Origin of the sequence: Terribacillus saccharophilus (assembly GCF_046592895.1) — a bacterium.
Taxonomy (GTDB): domain Bacteria; phylum Bacillota; class Bacilli; order Bacillales; family Amphibacillaceae; genus Terribacillus; species Terribacillus saccharophilus_D.
The window spans coordinates 358954-378727 of the sequence record NZ_JAWVPU010000001.1; the positions used below are offsets into that span (position 1 = coordinate 358954).

Annotated in this window: 20 protein-coding genes; 1 reads left to right on the forward strand and 19 read right to left on the reverse strand. The window is 34.7% G+C overall.

Features of this window, described 5'->3' with window-relative positions:
• Nucleotides 1-14 precede the first annotated feature (14 nt).
• The 15 genes from SFC66_RS01795 to galU all read right to left on the reverse strand — a co-directional run bounded on the left by SFC66_RS01795 (nt 15) and on the right by galU (nt 16362).
• Nucleotides 15-1052: a GDP-mannose 4,6-dehydratase gene (locus tag SFC66_RS01795; protein WP_411216993.1), complete on the reverse strand. Its 1038-nt coding sequence runs from the start codon at nt 1050-1052 to the stop codon at nt 15-17.
• Nucleotides 1027-2400, reverse strand: coding sequence for a UDP-glucose dehydrogenase family protein (locus SFC66_RS01800; protein ID WP_411216994.1), 1374 nt, complete (start codon nt 2398-2400; stop codon nt 1027-1029). Before SFC66_RS01800 ends, SFC66_RS01795 begins: the two co-directional genes overlap by 26 nt.
• 17 nt (nt 2401-2417) lie before the next feature.
• Nucleotides 2418-3899: a lipopolysaccharide biosynthesis protein gene (locus SFC66_RS01805; protein WP_411216995.1), complete on the reverse strand. Its 1482-nt coding sequence runs from the start codon at nt 3897-3899 to the stop codon at nt 2418-2420.
• Nucleotides 3889-5268 (reverse strand): O-antigen polymerase, encoded by a 1380-nt coding sequence (locus tag SFC66_RS01810; protein ID WP_411216996.1) that lies wholly within the window; start codon nt 5266-5268, stop codon nt 3889-3891. The genes SFC66_RS01805 and SFC66_RS01810 overlap by 11 nt, the downstream gene beginning before the upstream one ends.
• 25 nt (nt 5269-5293) lie before the next feature.
• A complete protein-coding gene (locus tag SFC66_RS01815; RefSeq protein ID WP_411216997.1) occupies nt 5294-6382 on the reverse strand; it encodes a glycosyltransferase in 1089 nt (362 codons plus the stop codon).
• 30 nt (nt 6383-6412) lie between these two features.
• The gene (locus SFC66_RS01820) at nt 6413-7600 is read right to left on the reverse strand and encodes a glycosyltransferase (protein ID WP_411216998.1); all 1188 of its coding nucleotides are present in this window, start codon (nt 7598-7600) and stop codon (nt 6413-6415) included.
• Nucleotides 7601-7603: 3 nt separating this feature from the next.
• A complete protein-coding gene (locus tag SFC66_RS01825) occupies nt 7604-8200 on the reverse strand; it encodes an acyltransferase (protein WP_411216999.1) in 597 nt (198 codons plus the stop codon).
• A 29-nt stretch (nt 8201-8229) separates the two neighbouring features.
• Entirely contained in the window at nt 8230-9321 is a 1092-nt protein-coding gene (locus SFC66_RS01830; RefSeq protein WP_411217000.1) for a glycosyltransferase family 4 protein, read from the reverse strand.
• Nucleotides 9322-9328: 7 nt separating this feature from the next.
• A complete protein-coding gene (locus SFC66_RS01835; RefSeq protein WP_411217001.1) occupies nt 9329-10219 on the reverse strand; it encodes an SDR family oxidoreductase in 891 nt (296 codons plus the stop codon).
• Between the two features lie 13 nt (nt 10220-10232).
• On the reverse strand, nt 10233-10853 hold the full coding sequence (locus SFC66_RS01840) for a sugar transferase (RefSeq protein WP_411217002.1): 621 nt from the start codon (nt 10851-10853) through the stop codon (nt 10233-10235).
• Nucleotides 10854-10871: 18 nt separating this feature from the next.
• The gene (locus SFC66_RS01845; RefSeq protein WP_411217003.1) at nt 10872-12692 is read right to left on the reverse strand and encodes a polysaccharide biosynthesis protein; all 1821 of its coding nucleotides are present in this window, start codon (nt 12690-12692) and stop codon (nt 10872-10874) included.
• A gap of 181 nt (nt 12693-12873) precedes the next feature.
• On the reverse strand, nt 12874-13647 hold the full coding sequence (locus SFC66_RS01850; protein ID WP_411217004.1) for a tyrosine-protein phosphatase: 774 nt from the start codon (nt 13645-13647) through the stop codon (nt 12874-12876).
• Nucleotides 13648-13722: 75 nt separating this feature from the next.
• Entirely contained in the window at nt 13723-14415 is a 693-nt protein-coding gene (locus tag SFC66_RS01855) for a CpsD/CapB family tyrosine-protein kinase (RefSeq protein WP_411217005.1), read from the reverse strand.
• Nucleotides 14390-15157 carry a YveK family protein gene (locus SFC66_RS01860; RefSeq protein ID WP_411217006.1) on the reverse strand — a complete coding sequence of 256 codons (768 nt, stop codon included), beginning with the start codon at nt 15155-15157 and terminating at the stop codon, nt 14390-14392. Before SFC66_RS01860 ends, SFC66_RS01855 begins: the two co-directional genes overlap by 26 nt.
• 320 nt (nt 15158-15477) lie before the next feature.
• Nucleotides 15478-16362, reverse strand: a complete 885-nt coding sequence (gene galU / locus SFC66_RS01865) for a UTP--glucose-1-phosphate uridylyltransferase GalU (RefSeq protein WP_411217007.1) — start codon at nt 16360-16362, stop codon at nt 15478-15480.
• A gap of 329 nt (nt 16363-16691) precedes the next feature.
• On the opposite strand from galU, the gene SFC66_RS01870 reads away from it, so the two are divergent.
• Nucleotides 16692-17747, forward strand: a complete 1056-nt coding sequence (locus SFC66_RS01870) for a C40 family peptidase (RefSeq protein WP_411217008.1) — start codon at nt 16692-16694, stop codon at nt 17745-17747.
• On the opposite strand, the gene SFC66_RS01875 is transcribed toward SFC66_RS01870, so the two are convergent.
• The 4 genes from SFC66_RS01875 to SFC66_RS01890 form a co-directional block, all read right to left on the reverse strand.
• Nucleotides 17741-17902 carry a hypothetical protein gene (locus SFC66_RS01875; RefSeq protein ID WP_411217009.1) on the reverse strand — a complete coding sequence of 54 codons (162 nt, stop codon included), beginning with the start codon at nt 17900-17902 and terminating at the stop codon, nt 17741-17743. The genes SFC66_RS01870 and SFC66_RS01875 overlap by 7 nt on opposite strands.
• Nucleotides 17903-18017: 115 nt before the next feature.
• Nucleotides 18018-18422, reverse strand: a complete 405-nt coding sequence (locus SFC66_RS01880; RefSeq protein WP_411217010.1) for an ATP-binding protein — start codon at nt 18420-18422, stop codon at nt 18018-18020.
• A gap of 175 nt (nt 18423-18597) precedes the next feature.
• The gene (locus tag SFC66_RS01885; RefSeq protein ID WP_411217011.1) at nt 18598-19281 is read right to left on the reverse strand and encodes a Na-translocating system protein MpsC family protein; all 684 of its coding nucleotides are present in this window, start codon (nt 19279-19281) and stop codon (nt 18598-18600) included.
• A gap of 83 nt (nt 19282-19364) precedes the next feature.
• The gene (locus SFC66_RS01890; protein WP_411217012.1) at nt 19365-19715 is read right to left on the reverse strand and encodes a hypothetical protein; all 351 of its coding nucleotides are present in this window, start codon (nt 19713-19715) and stop codon (nt 19365-19367) included.
• Nucleotides 19716-19774 lie beyond the last annotated feature (59 nt).

A 19774-nucleotide genomic window follows, 5' to 3' on the forward strand; every position in this document is an offset into this window, starting at 1 on the left:
CTAACCTTGGCTAGTTAATTTATTTTCTCTGTTTTCTTAATGTAGTAGGAAACATACCAATCTGCAAATTTCTGTAAACCTTCCTGCAATGAAGTTTCTGGTTTAAAACCAATCGCTTCATGCAGCTTGTCGGTAGATGCATAGGTTGCCGGTACGTCACCTTTCTTAAATGGCTCGAATTCTTTGATAAATTCCACTTTTTCTCCTAAAGCTTTAGATAAGCAATCTTCCAAAGTTTGAATAAATTCCATCAATTTAACAGGATTATTATTACCAATATTGTATACATTGTATAGCTTCTCTTTGTCATAGTGATGGAGTAATCCAACGATACCTTTAACGATGTCATCAATGTAAGTGAAATCTCTGTACAAATCGTTTTTGAAATCTCCATTATTGAAAATTTTGATTGGTTCTTTTGCAAAGTACTTATCAGTAAAGCCAAAGTATGCCATATCTGGTCTTCCCATTGGCCCATAAACTGTAAAGAAGCGTAAACCTGTTGTAGGAATGTTATAAAGATGACTGTATGTGTGAGCCATCAATTCATTTGATTTCTTTGTAGCTGCATATAGTGATACGGGATTATCTACAAGGTCTGTTTCTTCAAATGGAACTTTTTCATTTGCTCCGTAAACAGAGCTAGAAGAAGCATATATTAGATGCTCTACTGGATAGTGTCTACAAGCTTCTAAGATATTGTGAAAACCAACCATATTGCTTAGCAGATATGCATCAGGGTTTTCAATTGAATAACGCACCCCAGCTTGAGCTGCTAAATTGATAACTATATTAGGACGATTATTTTCAAACAATTTCATAATAGAATCTTTATCAGCAAGATCTGCTTTATACATTGAAAAATTACTATATGCTGATAAATCGTTTAAACGTGTATATTTTAGGTTAATATCATAATAATCGTTAAGATTATCAATACCGATTACTTTGCAACCACTATCTAATAATTTTTTTGATAGGTAATATCCCACAAAGCCAGCCGCACCAGTCACTAAATAAACTGCATTAAGATTCAATTGTTTGTAATTCATTATCGATAGCCTCCTTTAATATCGATCTTTCTACTGAGCGACGCCCGACTGAATGATACTCTACTTGTACTTTTTCCATATCTTCTACAGCATAAATGTTTCTTCCATCATAGACCAAAGGGGTCTGCATAAGCTCTTTATACATCAATGGGGTAATTTCTTTAATATCTCCCCATTCAGTAAATATAAAGCATACGTTGGCGTTCTTTAGAGCTTCTTGAACATCACTCACATAAGTAATGCTCCCATTTAAATTTTTACCTTCAGGGTAAATTCTTTCGAAGTTTGGAGCTCCTACTGGATCATAAGCATAAATATCTGCGCCCTGTTCCAATAAAAGAGGAACATTTTCTAGAGATGCCGCTTCACGCAAATCGTCTGTTCCTGGCTTAAATGTTAAACCTAGCACTGCAACTTTCAAACCATTAAATGTAATCAATCGACGACTTGATTTTTTATAAAGCAAAGTTTTTTGTTCTTTATTCACATCAATTGTAGCTTGCACCGTCTTAAGCTCATATCCATTCTGTTTGGCAAGATAATCCAAGGCTTTAGTATCTTTAGGAAAACATGATCCTCCATATCCAATGCCTGCATTTAGAAACTTACTACCAATTCGTTCATCATAACTCATTCCTTTTGCTACATCTTGTATATCAGCTCCTACTAATTCACAAAGATTAGCAATATCATTCATATAGGATATTTTCAAAGCCAAAAAGTCATTGGAGGCATATTTAATCATCTCCGCAGATTTTCTATTTACTGATACAATTGGTATATTAAATGGCTTATATATATCTTGCAATATACTCTCAGCCCATTTACTTTCTGTTCCTATTATTATTCTTTCTGCATGCAAAGTATCATGTACGGCAGAACCCTGTGCTAAAAATTCAGGATTTGAAGCAACTTCTACCCTTACATTATTAACCAAAAAGTCATGTATAAATTGTTCAACTTTGTCATTGGTTCCAACAGGTACAGTAGATTTAACTACTACCAAACAATTCTTTTCTACAGACTCTGCAATTTGTCTAGCTACAGTTGAGATAAATGAAAGGTTTGCAGAACCATCAGGTTGTTCCGGAGTACCTACACCTATAAATATAGCATCCGCATCCTTATAGGCATCTGCATAATTAACTGTGTAATTAATTCTTCCTTCATTATAGTTTTGTATCATTAGTTCTTCTAAACCAGCTTCATAGATTGGTGAGTGTCCATCTTTCAATTGCTGAACCTTTTTTTCATCTATGTCAACACAAGTGACATTATGTCCCTTTTCAGCAAAGCATACCCCTGCTACTAATCCAACATAACCAGTACCTGCCACAGCAATTTTCATTTTTAAATCTCCATTCTTCATTTTTTATTTTTATTTTTTTTAAGTTTTTTAAATAGAAAACTAACGAACCACATTCCATCTTTACCCAAAAAGAAATTCGGGAACTTTCTTATAGAAAATAATAATATAGATATTAATATTATAGATACTGTGCAAAAAACAATAATTTTTGAATCTATAATTGAACTAATAAGATGGCTTACTAAAATTAAAATCACAATCAGGTAAATACCAATTCTAAACCCGTACTTCTGACTATTAAGGTATGTAATCCAACTCATATTTAGCAATTTCAGTGCTAAGTTACTCATAAGAATATAGTTTATAATTATAGAGATTAAAACACCTATAGATACTCCATTTAAACCCCATATAGACCCTACAGCAGAAGTAATTAATACTAAAGTTGCAAAAACTATTTGATATTTAGCTCTTTGGTATACTGCTCCCTTAGCCTGTATAAGAGAATCACATATTTTATAGCTAGATCGGAAGAAAATACCTGCAGCTAGAATACTAAAAGGTATTATAACCCCTTCCCATTTTGATCCAAAAAGAAAGCCTATTATTGTTCCAGAATAATAAATAAATATAAAACTTGAAGGTATTGCTAAAATAGATACTAAAGACACCCCTTTAAGAAGTGCTTGGGAAAGTCTAAAGGTATCATTTTGAATTTTTGACATAGATGAAAATAAAACTACATCAAGAATCTTCCCAAACAAGGTAACTGGTACTGCCATCAACTGATAAGCTCTACTATATATTCCTAATTGCTGTACACCTAGAAATTTACTTACGACAAAATTATCACCCTGAACAGCTATTTGGTTAAATATCCTTGCTAATGTAAAACCGCCTCCAAAGATAAACAAGTCTTTAAATGCTTGCTTATTAATATTCATTTTCTTTGAATGAGGCTGTAGTATAAGTAATAGAATACATCTAATACCATATTGGACCAAAGTAGCACTGACTAAGGACCATACTCCAAATCCTAGAAGCGCCATTGTTATACCTACTATAGCATATAGTAAATAAGATACTATCTGGATTTTAGAAAGAACATTTAGCTTTAGATCTCGTGTCATTATAGATTCTGCAACAGTAGATAATCCTTGAAAAATAAATATTAAAGACATAGTTTTTACTATTATCTCTAATTCGTCCATATCAAAAAATTGACTTATTAGTGGAGAAAAAGAAAAAGTAATTACGGCCAGTATGCTGTTTAATAGAATTGATATTGTAAAGCCTGTACTAATATGTTCTTCGGCAATATTACTCCTCTGTATAATCGCTTGACCTACCCCTGCCATAGAAAAAATACTAAGAAAGGTAACGATTATTACAGAAGTATTAACTAATCCAAAATCAGTGGGACTTAAAAGTCTTGCGAGTACAATTAGGAGTACAAATTGGATAATAAATTGTGCCCCTACACCTATCGACATATCAAACAAGCCTTTAAATGTTTTTTGTGTAAGTTTATCTTTCATTTTTTAAATCCTTTTTTAATGTTACTTTTCCATTGTTATAATTTTTATTCAGATAACTTATTATATAAATTAAACATAGCGGGAGAAGTATGTACTTTATTATAAAAGATAACAAAATAGCTAAATCTGCTCTCATGCAGTATATAGTCATCGGAATCAATAATATATAACCAATAAACCAATAAATATTAGTTCTAGACCTTAGATAAAATAATCTAACTAGAAACGCTAAGATGGCAAACCACATTACTATTCCTAATACACCATAATTTAGATAACCTTCCCCCACTAGGGTAAAACCTTTTCCTCCACCAGAAGACACATATTCTGAATAAAACACTTCATTAAACCAAGCTGTAGGGGTAAATGTTTCACCCTGTAAAAAAGGTAAGTTTAACAATGCATATTTTATATCTGAAATTAGTGTAGTATTTGAAGAGAAAAAGCTATCTAAATTATTATTTACTAGAGTGTAAAAATTCCTACCTGAAGAAGTGAATTCCCCTCCAAAGATTGTCAACATTAAGTTCGATTGATCAGATCCTGCTCTATCAGAACTAACAAATAAGTTTTTTAAATTCTGTAATATACCTATTAAGAAAAGTCCTATGACACCATAGCTTACTAGCTTGAAAACAGGCAGCTTACGCACAAAAACATTTACAATTAATAGAGTTACAACAGTGATTCTTAAGAGAAAATCTCTTTCCCCTACAACAAAGATAACTAATAAAGCTATCAATATTGTAATTCCTACAAACCATCTGTTTAACTTCTCTTTTCTTTTTAAATTACTAATTAGTATCATTGAATACGACAAAGTATATATCTGAATAGAGTAATAACCTAATGTTAGTATAGGGGATGTACTTAATGCTATTTCTTTTTTACTACCTGCACCACTTTGTAAAACATACAGACTCATAAGCATGATTCCTATTAATGAGACTATAAGAAGTGTATTAGCAACACTAATCGAATAAGTAATATTACTTTTTTTTATTCTAGAGATATATCTTTTTGGAGATACAACGAATAGAAACGTAATTAAACCTACCCAAGATAATCTTAATGATTGAATCAAAGAACTTATATCCATATATACAAGCAAATTATTTGTTATAAAAAGTAAAGAAAAAGATATGGTATATAACACATAAAAAGGTGTGAACCATGTATAAGGATGCGTAATATCAAATTTAACTACCCATAAGGAAGCTAATATAAGTAAAACGTTCATTATTAAGATTAAAGTAATACTATCAAAGTAGAAAACAAAAACTGAGAAAACAATAATACAACTATTTAATAACATGTATTTCAAAATGCTTAAATTACTTGAATTTGCTTCATTAGCTATACTTATCATGATCTCCCCACACAATTTCTTATATTTATAAATTCTTTAAGGCAGATTTTGCTCTTATTTCCCAAGTATAATAACTCTCCAAATCATTCTTTGCATTTCGAGTAATTTTATTATAGAGATTTTCGTCATTAATGAGCTTTTCAATAGCTTCCTTCCAATCACGAATATTTTCAGATTCGACTAGGATACTATTATGATTATGCGCTATTATTTCTTTTAGAACAGGAAGATCAGAAGCAACAATAGCTTTTCCTTTGGACATATATTCAAATAACTTCAAAGGAGAAGTCCATTTACCGATATCTTTAGTACCATCTATATACACATTTTTCTTATTTGGAAGTAATGCAATGTGAGAATTTTCAATAACCTTCATCGCTTCAGATTGATTTAAATGCCCATAGAATCTAATATTATTGTATTTAACCTTACTTTGCATTGCGTCTATTTCTTCTTGTGTTCCCCCAACAATATGAAATAACGTCTCCTTCATAACATTCGCGACGCTTATCACTGTGTCAACACCTTTACCAGTCTTAAAACTTCCTACATAACAACATTCTAATTTAGAGTTGTGTGGAAGTAAGCTAACATTCAAATCGGAGTCTGCTCCATCAGGCAAAACAAAACTTTCGATATTTTTAATTTGAGGGTGACATTTTAAAAAATGTTTATGTAGACTTTTGGTAATAAAGATTAATCTACGCTTTCGCTTGGATTCTAGAATTCTTTTCAGTAGAAATCTTTGTGTGAAATTCGTAGGATAGCTATGAAATTCGATTATAAAAGTCTTGTTGTTAGTCAACATAAGTACATACGCAGCAATTAACCATCTTGTGAAAACAATATCTGCATTCTTAGCTTGCTTCAGTGATTCTGACAAACGATAAAACCATGAAAGCACTTTGTCTCGTCTTGTTAATTTTAAATTGAAATTCCCAATAACATTATAATAGTTAAAGGGCATTATTTTTTTTTCTTCTCGACCGTCAGTAGCTACCATTGTGACATTGTAATTGCCATTATTACTTATTGCTTGTGCCATTTTCATCACATGCACACTATTTGCACTTTTAGACGGGATTATTGAACTAGCTACATACAAAACTTTCATACATTTCCCCTCTTAAATAACAGATTATATTTATTTTTGGCTTGCATATTTTGAGAATTCCAGCCAAAAATTATTCCTTCGATTGTCAAGAGTAGGTTTAAGGTATTTTTCTGATACTTTAATATTTCTATTTGCTTGCTCTTCATACCAATCGAAGTCGCCAATTTTCTCTACTAATAGACTTGTTAATTTACTTATATCACCAGGACTATGTAAATTTTCCGCACTTATTAGTTCAGGTATACCAGCAACACTTGAAGCGATTATGGGACAACCTCTACTCATTGCTTCAATCACTGCTCTCGGTAATCCCTCTTGTTTGCTGGGATGAATATAGATGTCAATACTATCTAGCCACTCATAAACCGGATTTCCTGCTGGTAACGTACCATCAAAAAATATGTTGTCTTGAATGCCCTGTACTTTCGCTAACTCTTCCCACTTACTCTTATCTCCATCCCCTAAGATATGTAACTCAAAATCTGTTGAGGTTTTTAATTTCACCTCTTTCAAAGCATTAATTGCTGTATCAATTCCTTTATACTCTGAAGACAATGAAGCAATTAAACCAACTCTAATTACTTTTCCTGTAGTCCTTATTCTATTTATTCTTTTGCTTAGAATAATATCTGTGTCAAAAGGTAAAAGTTCTACATTGGAAACATTTGTAGTTACACCATGAGTCGGATACTTTGATTGTAAATATTTTTCTGTGACATATAGAGCGAATGGTGCTCTGCTCACTTGTTTTTTGACTCGCATATTTGCCCAAGGTGCGTATAGTTTTCCAACTAAACTACCGTAGTTCCATAGTGCATCCCAAGCATATGCAACTACCTCAACAGCATATGGTTTATTTAGCTTCTGTGAGATAGAGGTAGCTAGTGAACCCAGTTCACTTGGCAGCCTCACTATTACAGCATCTATACTGCTAATCTTATTAAATAACCTTTCTTTTGCTGTCCTTTTATGTTTAATTATACCTGTTGCACTACTTATAGAGGGTAGAGGGAGAAAAGATACATTAGGACCGCTTGATAAATTTAACTTAGATAGATCATGACTATCATCTATATCCTTAACTCTTGCAGCTATAGTTAACTTATCAAAGGATTTTAAATATCGGGTCCAAATTTCATAAGGTAACTTTCCACTTGTATAAAAATTATTTTTTGTATCTCTGTAAAATATGTGATCATGTACGAAAAGTGCTTCCAAAACCTAATCATTCCCTATACTTTTTATGAATTTTGCTGGTATTCCACCAACAATTGTCGCAGGCAAGATATCTTTTACAACCACAGCACCTGCTGCAACTACGCTTCTTCTATTAATGGTTACTCCTGAGAGTATACGAGAGCCAGCACCTACCCAAACATCTTCATGGATAACTATAGGGCCTAGTATAAGAGGATTATCTTTTATTGGTAAGTCCTCATTTCCCCACGTATGATTAAACGATACTAAAGAAGTATGGTGCGCTATTGATACATTATCTTCAATAACAATATTACCTTGTGCATCTATGTAACAAAAATCGTGTACACTGACATTGTTACCTATTATAAGATTACTACAGTGTTTAATTTGTACATACCTACCAATATAAATATTTTCCCCGCAAGATTTAGCAAGGTTTTTTAAGATACAGTACCGTATGCCTACCCCTAACTTTCCATTTGATAAATTAGAAGCATTCCAAACAAGAGTACGTAAAAATCTAGGGGAAATTTTAAAAAGAAATATTACTATATTTATTATGTATTTATACTTAGTAAATAGATCTCTTCCACGTTTCTCTTTTAATTTGTTTTCCATTAGCATTCTTCCTTCTTGTGCACTATTCTTTAAAGAGAATCTACTTCCTTAACATATCTATCAATAACAAAATTTCGATCATAATTCTCTTCTATCCTTTTTCTTCCAGCTAACCCCATGTCTCTTCGTTCTTTAAGATTTAGTTGAATAACTTTTTCAACTTGTGTTTTTAACTGTGTAACATTTCCTGCTTCAAATAAGAAGCCTGTTTTAGTATGCTCTACAACATCTTGTGAACCATTAATATCACTAGCGATACATATCCTTGCACATGCAGAAGTTTCTAACAATACATTTGGAACACCTTCGCCAGCATGAGAAGGTAATATTGTACAAGTTGAGGATTTAATCCATCTTCGAATATCTTTCTGAAATCCTATATATTCAATATAGCCCTTACTAGTATAGTCTTTTAGAATTTCTTCGTACTTTTCTTCTTCTACAAACCCAGCAACAAGAAATTTGACTTTAGGATATTTCTGTTTTATTTGCTTTGCACATTCTAAGAATTCTTCAATTCCTTTAATTTTCATTATTCTGCCTATATAAATGAATGTAATACCATTTGTTTCATCCATTTCTTCTATCTTAAATTCTTGAAGGTTTACTCCTGATCCCGGAATAACAGAATAATTATTCCTTACCATATTATTCTTCACAAAAAAGTCTTTATCACCACTATTTTGAAAAAATACTTTGTATGTATTTACAAATGTCATTCTATATAAAGCTTTTGCAATGCTACTTATTAAGCCTTTGTTTACAAACGTTGCACCTGTTCCAGTTACATTATTGATTTGTTTGTTTCCAGTAATTCTTGAGGCAATTGAGCCGTAAATATTTGGTTTAATTGTGTAAGAGAAGACAACATCGGGTTTTATTTCCTTCATAATCTTAATATAACGAACTATTAGCGAGAGATCTTTTAACGGGTTTAAACCTCTTCTGTCCACTTTGGTTTCAATAATTTCACAACCTATTTTTGTGAAATAATCATTTTGCTCGGAAGATGGTAGTGAAATATAGACTTTATGTCCTTTATTTATAAGCTCATTGATTAATTCTTTCCTAAAGTTATAAATAGTTATGAAGTGATTAGATAAGATTAAAATTTTTTTCAAGAATTACTCACCTATTTCGTTGTATATATTCTGTAATCTCTCTAGTTATGCCCTTGTGAAATGGTTCTGGATTATAATTAAAATCAGAAAACGCATCCCTATGATCAAAACATCTATCTTCTCCCATACGTTGTACCTTCTCTACGTAATCTATCTTGCTTAACGTTATTATTCTTACCATTCTTGCTAAAGTAACTCCTAGTGGAAGTGGAACACTAATGAATGTTCTTTTCTTTTGTAAGCCAGCACTTATTAATTTAAATGCATCCTTCATTGCTATGGGTTTTTCTCCTGATAATATATATTCATTTTTAACAACACTTTCATCTAAAAGGAGTACATCATAGTATGCTTTACCTAAATCCCTGGCGTTCACAGGCTGAATCAAACACTTTCCATTATCTATCACTGGAAAAACAGCAAACTTATCTATCATTTTTATAAACTTACTCATATTTCTATCTCTAATATCACCGTAAATCATGGTAGGTCTTAAGATAGTAAGTTTTATGTCGTGACTGCTTGCTTTTCTATTTATTTCTTCCTCTATAATATTATACTCTTCTGAAGCAACTCTAAATTTAGAAAATATACCTGTTGTATGTACACATATTAATCTATTGACATTATTTCTAATGCACGCATCTAGAATGTTTAAAGAGTATCTAATATTAACTATATGAAAGACTTTATCAACACCTTGCATACATTTATCAAGGAAGTTTTTATCACTTAGGTCCCCAACTTTCTTCTCAATTAACAATCCACTATTGTCAATAGCAGTTGTATCAGATCCTTCACGTACAATGCACCTTATTGGACCACTATAATTATTCTCAACAAGCTTTTCTAAAAAATAAGAGCCAGTATGACCAGTAATTCCAGTAACTAATAACACCTAATCACATCCTCTATTTTGCTTTTTTTACTTCTTTCTTAGTCGAACTTACATTTCCTTCTACTATTCCTTCACGCTTAACAACACTAATTACTGTCTTAATAAAGCATTTAATATCCATAAGCGGACCCAATTCATTAACATATTCACCGTCAAGTTTCGCTTTAATGTCTATAGGTAATTCATCTCGCCCATTAACTTGTGCCCACCCTGTTAATCCAGGATCAATACTATTCGCATTGTAGAGATCTCTTTCTTGTATTAGGTCATATTGATTCCATAATGCTGGCCTTGGTCCTACAATACTCATATCACCTTTTAGTATATTTATTATTTGTGGTAATTCATCTAAACTTGTCTTTCTTAAGAAAGCCCCAATTCTTGTAATATACGCTTTTGAATCACCTAATAGATGAGTAGGAGTATCTTTCGGTGTATCTATCCTCATAGTTCTAAATTTAAGGATATTGAATTCTTTTTTGTTTTTCCCAATTCTTTTCTGTTTAAATAGTATAGGACCCTTTGAATCAAGCTTTATCAAAACTCCTAATAATATAAATATAGGCCATAATATTAATAAGCTTATCAGTGCCAATAATACGTCGATAACTTTTTTTGCATGTACGTACTGCACATTAGACACCTCTTTTAATTAATTTGCACTTTCTACCAATTGATTTGTGGTATTATTCGCTAATTCTAAAACATACTTTCTAATGAATTCATTATCTTTTTTATGGTAGTTATCTAATAAATACTGGATACGTGTAAAATCAATTTCTTTCGATTTACCAATGAATATTTTAGGGTAGATGAGATCATTGTGTATTTCATCGCTATTTAATAGCTCTTCATACATTTTTTCGCCTGGTCTAATACCAGTAAATTCAACTCTAATCTCTTCTTTACTATATCCTGATAGTTTAATAAGATTTTTAGCTAAATCAACAATTTTTACAGGTTCCCCCATATCTAAAACAAAGATTTCTCCACCCTTTGCCAAGGTTCCAGCTTGTAACACTAACCTTGAAGCTTCTGGTATAGTCATGAAATACCTTGTCATATCTGGATGAGTGACTGTAACAGGTCCACCCGATTGTATTTGTTTTTTGAATAGAGGTATAACACTACCTCGACTACCTAAAACATTACCGAATCTAACAGCAACAAATTTAGTTGTGCTATGCTGATCTAAATCTTGAACAATCATTTCTGCAATTCTCTTGGTAGACCCCATCACATTTGTAGGATTTACAGCTTTATCAGTCGAAACCAATACAAAAGTTCCTACTTTACTAAAATCAGCAGCTTCAGCAAGATTTTTAGTTCCAAGAACATTGTTTTTTACAGCTTCTTTTGGATTGTACTCCATTAATGGTACATGTTTGTGAGCCGCAGCATGATACACTATATCCGGTTTGTAATCATCCATTATTTGAAAAATTCTTTCTCTATCTTGAACATCAGCTATTATTGGAATGATTTCTATAGTCTGGTCAAGTTTCGTTCTTAATTCCATATCTATTGTATAAATAGAATTTTCTCCATGCCCTAGTAGTAGTAATCTTTTGGGCTTAAATTTAGATACCTGTCGACATATTTCTGAGCCAATTGAGCCCCCTGCTCCAGTAACTAAAATCGTCTTATCACTTATTCTTTTGGATATGCTTTTAGTGTCTAATTCTACTGGAGTTCTGCCTAGTAAGTCCTCCACCTGTACATCTCGAAATTGTTTTACAGACACTTTTCCAGTAATAATATCTTCAAGCATAGGTACAATCTTTGTAGTCGCACTAGTCTTTCTACATTCTTTATAAATTACTTGCATCTTTTGTTTGTTAAGGGATGGAATAGCTAATATAATTTGTTTAATCTTATACTTATCTACAATCTCAGGGATGTTAGAAGTAAAGCCCACCACCGGTGTTCCATATATATCCAGTTTATGTTTGTTCATATCATCATCGACAAATGCAACGGGTTGTAATTTATGATCTTGATTCTTAAGTAAGTGTCTCACCAACATAGTACCAGCCGCACCAGCTCCGACAATCAATGTATTCTCTTTTACAATACTTGACTTAACTAATCTATCTCTAGACAATCGCCAAGAAAATCGACTACCTCCTATTAAGCAAATATGTAATAACCATGTTAGAAATAGTACACGAACATAAATGTTGCCTATAAGAATAGATTGTACAATTGCAGCAGAAATGACGGAGAAACTTACAACTTTAACTATAGCAATAACCTCTCCTATACTAGCGTAAGACCAAACCTTATGGTATAAACGGTAAACAAAAGAAAAAATATGATGTGTAATAAGTAAGGTTAACGAGCTAACTAATAACATTTTTGATGAGAAAATTCCGAAGTAAGGATTTAGAAAATAATATCCAACGTATACTGAAAATAATACAATAAATGAATCCATACCAACTAGCAGAGCTAGTCTTTTAGTGTAACTCAAGAGATCCTCCCCTTTTCATTTTCTTCATTTTGAATTCTCTTATCAATGGTTTCATTTAATAATTTTTTTATTAATAACAGTTTTTGAAGAGGAGCCTCCTGCTGTATATAGCGCACTGTTTTTTTTATTGTCTTAGGTAAAGCATCAAATTGGTTGATAAGAACCCTTCCCTTCCAAACTATTAACCAAAGATACCAAACAACTTCTTCTTAATTACTACTCGTTCAGGAACATAGCCAAAAATGTTATTACCTTCTATTAAATCAATCGCGTTTTTCTTCATTTGAGCTACAAGCTCAGAACCATATTCCTTTTCCAAAAGTTCATAAGCTTCTCGCAGGACAAATGATCTATTACTTATGTTGTGTGCATCAGATGCGATAAAATGACAAAGATTACAATCTATTAGCTTAAAACTAATATTTTGTATCTTCTTGCCGAACTTCCCTAAAAGGCTTGCTGCTGTAACTTGTGACAAAGTCCCAGCTTTCACAATTTCATATAACAGATTAGGATCTTCCAAGATAGCTTTATTTCTTTCAGGGTGAACAATTACAGGCTTATACCCTTGTAATTGCAAATCATAAAGTAATTGTTTTGTGAATTTTGGGAAAGTTGCAGTCGGGAGTTCAATCAATATGTAGGGTGTATGCTGGTTTATTGGTAGAATCTCATTTTCATCAAGATCTTCTGCTAATTCGCCGTAAATCCTTGTTTCCTGCCCGGGTAAAACGGTCAAAGGGATGTTAGCTGCTATTAAATCATTATTCAAATTGTTTACATTTTCTATAATGTCAGCATAGTAGTTATCAAATTGATTATTTCGATGATGGGGAGTAGCTACAACCGTACTGATACCCTCTTCTACTGCTGCTCTGGCCATATCAAGGCTTTCTTCTAATGTACGGGGTCCATCATCTACCTCGGGTAAAATGTGACAGTGAATGTCAATCATTGGTTTCACTCCATTTATACTTAAGAGCAATGTGTGCGGATATCTATGCAACATTGCTCTTAAGTTTGTTGTATATTAGTTTCCGTAGTAATAATACGTATTTGAATGCTTTTGAGCTACGTCGTTAAGGACAACACCTAGTAACTTAGCTTGAGCAGGTTCAATTAATTCCTTAGCTTTTTGAATTGAATCGTATTCTGTTTGCTCACTTCGCACAACAATAATAGATCCATCACAAATGTTAGCTAGAATTTGCGCATCAGTTACTGCAAGTACTGGTGGCGTGTCGACAATTACCATGTCATAGCTTTCTTCTGCTAATTCCAATAACCTTTTCATAGCGTTCGATCCTAGAAGCTCTGAAGGATTAGGCGGTATCGGGCCACAAGTAAGTAAATCAAGATTTGGTACATCTGTTTGCTGAGCAGCTTCTTCTACTGTTTTTTCTCCAATCAGAACTGTGCTTAAGCCTGTCCGGTTGTCCATTTTAAATGTATAGTGGGTTGTAGGCTTTCTCAAGTCAGCATCGACCAGCAGGACTTTCTTCCCTTGTTGTGCAAAGATAATAGCAAGGTTGGCTGTTACGGATGATTTCCCTTCAGAGGGACCTGAGGATGTTACTAATATGCTTTTAAGTTGCTCATCAACTGATGCAAATTCAATATTTGTACGCAATGTACGAAATTGTTCTGAAATTGGCGATTTAGGATTTTGCTTTGTAATGAGAGAGCGGACATTTGTCTTAAACTGTTTTTTTCTTTTGACCATTGTATTCTCTCCTTGCATTTCGTCTTTGCGTAGTATTTTGATATTGTTTATTAGTTACTAAATCCTCTTCAGACATATGGCTGATAGCACCAATAACAGGAATACCAATTTTCTTCTCGATGTCTGTTTCTGTTTTAACTGTATTATCCAAGTATTCAAGTAAGAATGACAACCCAATACCAACCATAGTTCCAAGTACTACAGCAATAGCCATGTTTAGCATAGTATTTGGGCTTGCTGGAGATGGGTTATCGACTGTTTCAGCAAGTGAAAGCGGCTTGACGTTTTCCAAATTCATCAATTCAGGAATTTCATTCTGGAATACAGTTATAGTCGTATTAGCAAGATCAGCAGCTTTTTCTTGGTTTGTATCAGTTGCTGTAACCGTAATGATTTGAGTATCTGCTTCTGAAGTAACCTCTAACTTCTCCGCAAGTTCAGTAGATGAGAGTGATAAATTCATCTCTTTGGCTACCTCATCCAAGATAACAGGACTTGTCATGACTATCTTATATGTATTAATCAGGCTTATATTGGATTGTATAGCAGTATTCAATGCAGCAACATCAACATTTTCCTCTTGGTTAACTACAACAGATGCTTTTGCAGTATAAGTAGGTGTGATTAAAAAATAACTTACTATAAATGCAATCACAGCAAAACTGACTATTAATGCTAAGATCATTAATAATCTTTTTTTAAGCAGAGCAAAAATTTCCTTTAAAGAGATTGTCTCTTCCATTCATGTCCCTCCGATGAGTAATTCTAAAATGATAAGTACAAAGACAAACAGTATTGCTAACTTTTTGAAATAAATGAGTACTTTTTTATTATATCGGGTTTCCCAAGCCTTGCAATGACAGATTTTGTCGAATATATGTAAGCGTTACATATATTTGTTGATATTCCTGGCAGTTTCCCAATATAATATATAGTTCCATTTTAATGGTTTTACTTCAAAAACATAGAAGAGTATACCACAAATTCCCCATTCAGGGGACGTTATTACAAAAAAATAAATAAAAAAACGAGCCTAATATACTAGACTCGTTTTTTTATTTATTATTTAGTTTCTGGAACTACGGAATTGTTAAGGTATTCTTGAAGCTGGTCTTTAAGATCTGGACGATCAAGCGCGAATTCAATCGTTGCTTTGATGAATCCGAACTTATCTCCTACATCATAACGATCTCCAGTGAAGTCACAAGCATATACCGCTTGTTTCTTATTCAATTCCTTGATTGCATCTGTCAATTGGATTTCTCCGCCTGCACCTGCTGGCAGTGTTTCAAGGATATCGAATATTTCCGGAGTCAGTACATAACGACCCATGATCGCGTAGTTGGAAGGAGCTTCTTCTTTCTTCGGCTTCTCAACTAGGTCACTTACTTGCATCAGGTTGGGTTCGCTAGTGGAACCTTGTGGTGCAATGACACCGTATTTGGATACTTCGGATTCTGGTACTTGCTGTACACCTACTACAGAACCGCGATATTTTTCGAAGGCATCTGTCAGCTGTTTAAGTGCTGGTGTACCGTCTGTTTTTACGATATCGTCTCCCAGCAATACTGCAAATGGTTCGTTACCGATGAATTTCTTGGCAGTCGCGATTGCGTGACCAAGACCTTTTGCTTCTTTTTGACGGATATAGTGGATGTCCGCCAAGTTGGAGATGTCCTGGATTTCTTCAAGCATTTTCATTTTATCTTTTTTGATCAGCTGATCTTCCAGCTCGTAAGATTTGTCGAAATGGTCTTCGATGGCACGTTTACCGCGGCCGCTTACAATGATGATGTCTTCGATGCCGGATTTCACGGCTTCTTCGACAATGTATTGGATTGTTGGTTTATCTACGATTGGGAGCATTTCTTTTGGCTGTGCTTTTGTTGCTGGCAGGAAGCGAGTTCCGAGACCAGCTGCTGGAATAATGGCCTTTTTGATTTTCATACGTTCTGCACCTCTTTAATTGATATATGTAGAATGCGTGTAGGGTATTCCATACGAATTATACTTCCCCTTTGCTGAAAGATAAAACATTATCAGACATGCGAAACACAACTCGTACAAAAGTCCTTCACCGCTTACTGAAACTGTAAAAATAGTAACATACTAAACAATATGACTCAATAACTTCCATTCTACATTTCCCTACAATATACGCGTTTAATATTACAGTTATATTACAACTGCGTAAATTCTGGTAATTCTAGTGACAAATTATGCTATAGTATGATTAATTTCTATGGATTATGAAAATAAAGGAGAACGTTACTAGAATGAAAAAGACGATTGTTACCCTTGCTGCCACTGCGGTAATTGCTAGTTCATATGCCACAACTGTTGACGCTGCATCCTATAAAGTACAGAAGGGCGACTCGCTCTGGAAGATTGCTAGCAAATATGACACTTCTGTTTCCGAATTAAAGAAAATCAACAGCTTGAAAAATGATTTGATTTTCCCTAACCAAGTTTTACAGACTTCTGGTTCAACAAGTTCATCTAAATCTACTACGAAAACATCTTCATCATCTTCTAGCAGTGCATCTACATATACTGTTAAATCCGGTGATACGTTAAGTGGTATTGCATCTAAACATAAAATCTCTTTGAACGACTTGAAAAAATGGAATAATATCTCTGGATACTTGATCTATCCTGGCGATAAGCTGAAAGTTTCTGCAGGAGGCTCTTCTTCTTCGAATAATCGCCCTTCCTCCAATTCTGGAAGCTCATCCAACTCCGGAAGCTCATCTTCTGCTTCCACTTATAAAGTGAAGTCTGGTGACTCCCTATGGAGAATTGCGAACAACAACGGCGTTTCTGTTGCGAACCTGAAAAGCTGGAATAACTTATCTTCTGATGTGATCCGTGTCGGGCAGACATTGAAGATCAATGGCAAAGCAAGCAGCGGTTCTTCCTCTTCTTCGAAGCCTGCGACTAACACAAAAGTGGAGTCTGCAAGCACTTCTAAGAGTGTGGACAAGCTGATCAGTGTTGCGAAAACACAGCTTGGCAAACCATATGTATGGGGCGGCAGCACAACTGCTGGTTTCGACTGCAGCGGATTCATCTATTACGCTTTCAAGAACGCTGGATATGATATCTCCCGTACATCTGCGGAAGGATTCTTCAACCGTTCTCATTATGTAAACTCACCGCAGCCTGGTGACTTGATCTTCTTCAAAGGTACGTACAAAGCGGGTATCTCCCATATGGGTATCTACCTTGGCGGCGGTCAGTTCATCCATGCGGATAACGATGGCGTGCGCATCACTAGCACAAGCAACCCTTATTACGCGAAGCACTTCGATAGCTACAAGCGTTTCTATTGATCACCAAAGCTTGGAACGGATTTCTCCGTTTCAGGCTTTTTTCTTTTGTTTTCCGGCGTGATGAGCTTTCGAAGATCTGTCAGCTGGCGGGCGATTTCCGCTACCAGGAACAGCATGACAAGAACACCTATTAGATAGAAAACAATCTGGAACATGTCGTTCCCTCCTATGTTTGTTACTTATAAGACGGATGGAGGACGCATTTGGTTTCAGATTTTTTTGTTTTTTTAGTATTCCCTCTCATCGTGATACAAAACAGGCGTATTCCTGTTAGCGGAATACGCCTGTTTTCACTACCCGGTACTTGGCCACTTGCACACAAGTACCAGCCTCTTTCGATGAGGTTATATCAAAGTTGTCCATGAGCCGTTTGACACCTGGAAGCCCTCGCCCTAATCCGCCGCCTGTCGTGAAGCCATCCAGCATGGCCTCCTGTAAATTGAGTATGCCGGGTCCCTTATCTGTGGCGGTGATGAAAATGGCGATCCTTTTTGCATCTTGCTCGCTGCGGAGACAAATCGTTCCGCTTCCTGCATATTTATATATATTACGTGCAAGCTCTGAGATGGCTGCAGTGATGCGCGCTTGTTCGACCGCACTAAACCCTAAGTCTGCTGCTAGCTTTCTGCCGCATGATCTGCTTGTGACAATATCCTTTTCACTTTCGATCTTCATTTCAGTCACCTTCCCCTCATTAGGAGCTGACGCCGCTTGCTTACATATACTGATAAATAGGTCTCCTTCTGTTTGGCTTGGAGCCATTAAAATAAGCCAAAGTAAAGACGCTTATAGCTGCCCCTACTTTGACTTTATCGCTAGTTCCATGCCCAGCTGATTGCTAGCCAATGATTTAGTTTAATGGATCGATGATGATGACCATCATGCTGCGATCCATTCCAAATTCCCAATCGGCGAATACCTCTTGTACAGCGCCATCCAGCAAATGACTTTCTTTATCAAATGCCTTGCGGAACGCTTGCTTTTCAAGATTGCTTTTCGCCCTTCGCAATACTTCTGATTCACCTAGTTTAAAAATTTCCTTTTCAATATCGACAAGGATACCATCACGGTAGATAACTAAGGTTCTACTATTCAGTGTAACTGTTTTTACTGTATTTGGCAACTTTTGAATCGATTCTGTGATCACGGACACTAATTCATTGATGCCTTGAAGTGATTCTTCCTGCTCTATTGAGATGATCGTTTCTCTTGCAGCGACGATGACACCGCCATTTGTCTCGATATCCCAATCATAGAAAAATTGCTGATATTCGCGGCCTGTCCACTTCTCGATTTCTTTTTTCAATTCAGGCAGGCACTTATCCATGAGTGTATCACGCGTATCATATACCATGGCATATTGCTCTTGCTCTAAAAGTACTTTTTCGACAGGCGTCAGTAAATCTCGTACATAAATACAGACTACATCTGCAGAAATTGAAACAAATACCGCTTCAGGTCCTTTACCAAAATGTTTACGCAACAATCCTGCAGTGAATCCTGCCAGTTCTTTTTGTTGTTCTTTTATATTCATTCTCGTATACCCTGTTTCCGATAGATTTTTTTACTTTTATTGTACTGTATGAAATGCGGTTTGGATATAAAAAAAAGCCTGCACTAACGAATTGTGATCGTCATTGTGTAGGCTTCGCTGTTTTGCTCCATCGACATTGATAATTCTTCTCCTTCCAGGATGATGCGGGGCATATCGTCCAATGTCCGCTTCGCTTTCGGATTTTCGTAAATGAATGATTTCGGCATGAAGAACAGACTGTTTTTGCCATCATTCCCTTTCTCAAGCACAATATCGTGCAGATCAGGTATTTCGATCATATTATTATTTATATATATCTTTGCCACGATCGGTTTATGGTTGAAAACGAAAAAGTAATTATCGTTTATGGACGAGCCTCTTTTGGTACGCTCGACAAAATCCTGCACACTTAACGTCAATGAAGGGCAAGTCATATCTTACCACTCCTTTCCTGTCTGAGCAGATACAAAGCTTTCTTAAGTGAGTTTTCTAT

What these genes read in the sequence shown, in the direction of transcription:
- SFC66_RS01795 (WP_411216993.1), bottom strand. Translation starts at nt 1,052, where the DNA reads ATGAATTACAAACAATTGAATCTTAATGCAGTTTATTTAGTGACTGGT.
- SFC66_RS01800 (WP_411216994.1), bottom strand. Translation starts at nt 2,400, where the DNA reads ATGAAAATTGCTGTGGCAGGTACTGGTTATGTTGGATTAGTAGCAGGG.
- SFC66_RS01805 (WP_411216995.1), bottom strand. Translation starts at nt 3,899, where the DNA reads ATGAAAGATAAACTTACACAAAAAACATTTAAAGGCTTGTTTGATATG.
- SFC66_RS01810 (WP_411216996.1), bottom strand. Translation starts at nt 5,268, where the DNA reads ATGATAAGTATAGCTAATGAAGCAAATTCAAGTAATTTAAGCATTTTG.
- SFC66_RS01815 (WP_411216997.1), bottom strand. Translation starts at nt 6,382, where the DNA reads ATGAAAGTTTTGTATGTAGCTAGTTCAATAATCCCGTCTAAAAGTGCA.
- SFC66_RS01825 (WP_411216999.1), bottom strand. Translation starts at nt 8,200, where the DNA reads ATGGAAAACAAATTAAAAGAGAAACGTGGAAGAGATCTATTTACTAAG.
- SFC66_RS01850 (WP_411217004.1), bottom strand. Translation starts at nt 13,647, where the DNA reads ATGATTGACATTCACTGTCACATTTTACCCGAGGTAGATGATGGACCC.
- SFC66_RS01855 (WP_411217005.1), bottom strand. Translation starts at nt 14,415, where the DNA reads ATGGTCAAAAGAAAAAAACAGTTTAAGACAAATGTCCGCTCTCTCATT.
- SFC66_RS01860 (WP_411217006.1), bottom strand. Translation starts at nt 15,157, where the DNA reads ATGGAAGAGACAATCTCTTTAAAGGAAATTTTTGCTCTGCTTAAAAAA.
- galU (WP_411217007.1), bottom strand. Translation starts at nt 16,362, where the DNA reads ATGAAAATCAAAAAGGCCATTATTCCAGCAGCTGGTCTCGGAACTCGC.
- SFC66_RS01870 (WP_411217008.1), top strand. Translation starts at nt 16,692, where the DNA reads ATGAAAAAGACGATTGTTACCCTTGCTGCCACTGCGGTAATTGCTAGT.
- SFC66_RS01875 (WP_411217009.1), bottom strand. Translation starts at nt 17,902, where the DNA reads ATGTTCCAGATTGTTTTCTATCTAATAGGTGTTCTTGTCATGCTGTTC.
- SFC66_RS01880 (WP_411217010.1), bottom strand. Translation starts at nt 18,422, where the DNA reads ATGAAGATCGAAAGTGAAAAGGATATTGTCACAAGCAGATCATGCGGC.
- SFC66_RS01885 (WP_411217011.1), bottom strand. Translation starts at nt 19,281, where the DNA reads ATGAATATAAAAGAACAACAAAAAGAACTGGCAGGATTCACTGCAGGA.
- SFC66_RS01890 (WP_411217012.1), bottom strand. Translation starts at nt 19,715, where the DNA reads ATGACTTGCCCTTCATTGACGTTAAGTGTGCAGGATTTTGTCGAGCGT.